This window comes from Flavobacterium sp. ZT3R18 (genome assembly GCF_007097385.1).
Classification (GTDB): Bacteria; Bacteroidota; Bacteroidia; order Flavobacteriales; family Flavobacteriaceae; genus Flavobacterium.
Genome location: NZ_VJZS01000044.1, coordinates 1 through 4507 on the forward strand (window position 1 = coordinate 1; position 4507 = coordinate 4507).

The window sequence follows — 4507 nt, forward strand, 5'->3', positions numbered from 1 at the left end:
TTCCAAGTAATGGTTGTTGTTCCTATTGGATAAAGTTCAGTAAGTAATTTTGCGTCACTTCTTATTCCAGTTGGTGTATCTACTGAACAATTGTCTGTGGCAGTTGCCGAAACAACAACGTTTGCACCGCAAACCCCTGAAGTAACATTTACATTTTTATCTCCATTAGTCGAGATTACTGGGATTACAGTATCGCTTACAATAACAGTTTGGATAACAGCCTCTGCTGCATTATCGTTCGCATCAGATACATTCCAGGTAATGGTTGTGGTTCCTATTGGATAAAGGGCATCTAATGCCAATGCATCGCTTCGAACTCCTGTTGGATCAACAACAGTACAATTGTCTGTCACAGTTGCCGAAACAACTACAGTTGCTCCACAAACATTTAAATCAGTAGTTACATTTTTATCCCCGTTAGCAGTAATCACAGGAAGTTGATTATCTCTTACAATAACAGTTTGGATAACAGCCTCTGCTGCATTATCGTTCGCATCAGATACATTCCAGGTAATGGTTGTGGTTCCTACTGGATAAACGGCATCTAATGCCAATGCATCGCTTCGAACTCCCGTTGGATCAACAACAGTACAATTGTCTGTCGCAGTTGCCGAAACAGCTACAGTTGCTCCACAAACATTTAAATCAGTAGTTACATTTTTATCCCCGTTAGCAGTAATCACAGGAAGTTGATTATCTCTTACGGTCACGGTTTGGATAACTGGCGCAGCCGCATTTCTATTAACATCGCTTACATTCCAAGTAATCCTTGTGATTCCTACTGGATAAACGGCATTCAATGCCAATCCATCACTTCGTACTCCTCTTAATACGTCTACAGTACAATTGTCTGAGACTGTAGCCGGAACAATTGTCACACTTGCTCTACAAACGCCTGCATCTGCATTGACAACTATATCTGCATTAGCAGTAATCACAGGAAGTTGATTATCTATTACGGTAACGGTTTGGATAACTGGCGCAGCTGCAGTTCCATTAGAATCGGCTACATTCCAAGTGACCCTTGTGATTCCTACTGGATAAACGGCATCCAATGCCAATGCATCACTTCGAACTCCTGTTGGTGTGCCTACACTACAATTGTCTGTGGCAGATGGCGGAACAATTGTTACACTCGCTCCACAAACATTTAAATCAGTTGTTACACTTTTATTGACATTGGGAGTAATCACAGGAGCCCTATTGTCTAGTACTTTTACTCTTGCCGTTTTTGTAACAGTGTTTCTTGCCGCATCGGTAACGGTTAAGGTTACAATATTCCCAGAAGTGTCGGTGTCGTAGGCATTCTCATTAGAAACTTTATAGCCCTCAATTGTATTTGAATTTGCAGAAATCCAAATGGTCTCTCCGTCAAAAGCCGTGTTACTACAATTTTGGGTAGTTGCAATAGAGCTGATATAGGCTCCCGTGCTGGCATTAAAGGCATGAATAGCAGCCATAGTCTTAGGAACGGTTGTAAAACCAGAATCGTCTTGACCTGCAATATAAAGAACCCCATTGGCATACACCAAACCGCCGTATGTAGAAATAGATCCCGGTAGCGTAATTTTTTTTACCAAAGTTCCGTTAGTTTTATTCAATACAACAATAGTATTTCCACCCGGTGCCTTTGCAAACACGTACAAATCACTGGTAGTCACGGCCGAAGTTATGTCACCAAAAGGGTAATTCCAAACTATACGACTACCACTTATTCTTCTAATGGAGTTAGTATCCCAATTTGTCACATAATAATCGGTGCTGGATTTATCCATCCACAACTGCATAATCGCCGTTACTGGAGCAATAAAACTTCCAAGAGAGTTATGTGAAGCATCATATTTATGGATTGTTGTCGATACCCATCTCGGATACCAAAATTCTTTGGTATGAGGATTGTAACCGCCACCATGGCCATGTGTTTCTTGAGTAGCCGTACCTACACTTGTAAATACCGTAGAGACAGCCCCAATATCAGCGCAAGAGAAAGTCGTTTTGTCTAAACTCATACTTGTGATACCGCAATTATCCGAACTACCATTATTGATCATCGCTGGTGTTATCGTCGCTTGACCATTGGCATCCAAATTAACGGTGATGTTTTTTGTACCTGTAACAGGAAGAGTAATGTCATTTGCTGTTATAGAAACATTTTTCACGAAAGTTGTCCCTTCGTCATCCGTAATAGTGCAAGTGTAGGCTATGGCCGACAATCCAGTTGCCGTAGCCGAAGTCCCTTTTGAAGAAGACCATAAATAAGTATAAGGACTAGCTCCTCCCGAAGCCGTTACCGCAGCGGATCCAGTAGCGTCATTCGTACAAACTACATTGATTTGACTTGTAGTTGCCGACAAAGCGGCGCCTGTGGTAAAGGATAGGGTAGTTCCATACCCAGTTCCTGTAGTATTTATGGCATACGCTCTGTAATAGACCAGCGTAAAAGGAGGAAGAGCTGCAATAGTTGCACTAAAACTCCCTAAACCAGTTCCGTTTGTGATTTTGTTGTTTGCTGTTGTGGGGTCTGTAGCTGTTGCCCACACGATACCTCTTTCGGAGACGGTAGATCCGCCATCTGCAGTGACAGCTCCGCCCAAAGTAGCTTTTACGGCACCTGCATTGGTTTGGGTGGTCGTTGTAACTGTTGGAGCTACAGGACAACTTATGGCCGTTGGGACATTTCTTTGTGTGTTTGTCCCATCTCCTAGTTGTCCAGACGCATTATATCCCCAAGCCCATAAAGCACCATCTGTTTTTAAAGCTATTGTATGGGTAAATCCCCCCGCTATGACTTGCCAATCGGTAGCCGTTCCTATTTGTGTTGGAATACTTCTGTTTGTGGTTGTCCCATCGCCTAATTGTGCATTCACATTTTTCCCCCAAGCCCATAAAGTCTTGTCTGCTTTTATAGCGGTAGTGTAGTAGTTTCCTGGGTCTATGGTTTGCCAATTATTATCCGTTCCTATTTGTGTTGGAATACTTCTGTTTGTGTTTGTCCCATCTCCTAGTTGTCCATCCAAATTATACCCCCAAGCCCATAAAGTGCCGTCTGATTTTATAGCGGTAGTATGGTGTCCTCCTGTGTTTATGGTTTGCCAATTGGTTGCCGCTCCTATTTGTTTTGGGGATTTTTTCGGTGTAGTAGTCCCATCGCCTAATTGGCCAGAGTAATTATACCCCCAAGCCCATAAAGTGTTGTCTGCTTTTATAGCGATAGTATGGAAGTCTCCTGCGGCTATGGTTTTCCAATTGCTACCCGTTCCTATTTGTGTTGGGGTATTTCTTTGTATGTTTGTCCCATCTCCTAGTTGTCCAGACATATTTTCCCCCCAAGCCCATAAAGTGCCATCTGCTTTTATAGCGACAGTATAGAACGCTCCTGTGTTTATGGTTTGCCAATCGGTATCCGTTCCTATTTGTATGGGTGTATTTTTATTTGTGGTTGTCCCATCGCCTAATTGGCCATAGATATTATACCCCCAAGCCCATAAAGTACCGTCTGTTTTTATGGCGATAGTGTGGTCTGAAGTTGAAACAATGGTTTTCCAATCATTTGCCGTTCCTATTTGTTTTGGGGTATTTCTATTTGTGTTTGTCCCATCGCCTAATTGCCCAGCGTTATTATTTCCCCAAGTCCATAAAGTGCCGTCTGTTTTTAGAGCGACAGTATGGTTACTACCGGTCTGTATGCTGAGCCAGCATTGTGCGTTTATTTGCGCGGTTAAAAAAACAAAGAGTAACAGTAAATTTTTTTTCATTTAAAAAGGTTTAGAAATTAATGGTTTTTGTTTTGAAGATTCAATTTTGTTAAAAAATTAATGCAAAAATAATTGTTAAGAATGTCATTATGTAGCCCATTACGACATATTTGCGTTTGATAGGGATTTTTAAACAAGAAAAGACTGCTTTTTAGGGCAGTCTTTTCTTGTTTAAAAATCTAATGGTAAAACTTATTGTTTTACTATTTTAACCGTTTTCGATTGGTTGTTTTCGTTGGTTGCTTTTATTAAATACATGCTGCTTGCATGGTTCCCTAAATCCAATTGGGTAGTGCCTGAATTAATTTCTTTGGAATAAATCGTTTCTCCTAAAAGCGTATAAATTTCGACTTTTGCATTAGAATCAATAGTGATAGAAATGACATCGTTAAACGGATTAGGATATACACTTAGATTTGATTTAAATTCGAAAGCTGAGTTCCCTAATGTAGTCATGTCAAAAACAGCACTTCTTTGGGTACAACCATTTTTGGCAATGTCTACTGCGTATGATCCAGCTGTTTTTACACTCAAAGTTCGATTCGTTTCGTTAGGGATGTTTGCATAAATAACGCCATTATAAGTCATCCATTGGTACGTTGTTGCACCAACTTCATCAGCTGTTAAAGTATCTAAATTACGAGAGATTGTATTGATGCTTAATGAATTTACAGCAACTATTGCAGTCGCTGTTGATACATTTCCATGAACATCTGTTACTGTCAAAATAACGGTGTTTGGCCCCACATTGG

Annotated in this window: 1 protein-coding gene and 1 pseudogene; both read right to left on the reverse strand. The window is 40.8% G+C overall.

Going from position 1 to position 4507, the window contains the following annotated elements; all coding sequences use genetic code 11:
- Positions 1 to 3755, reverse strand: a pseudogene (locus tag FNW52_RS20325) (hypothetical protein); the annotation flags it as partial.
- A gap of 192 nt (positions 3756 to 3947) precedes the next feature.
- On the reverse strand, positions 3948 to 4507 hold a 560-nt coding region (locus FNW52_RS20330), incomplete at its 5' end, for a T9SS type A sorting domain-containing protein (protein WP_143379300.1).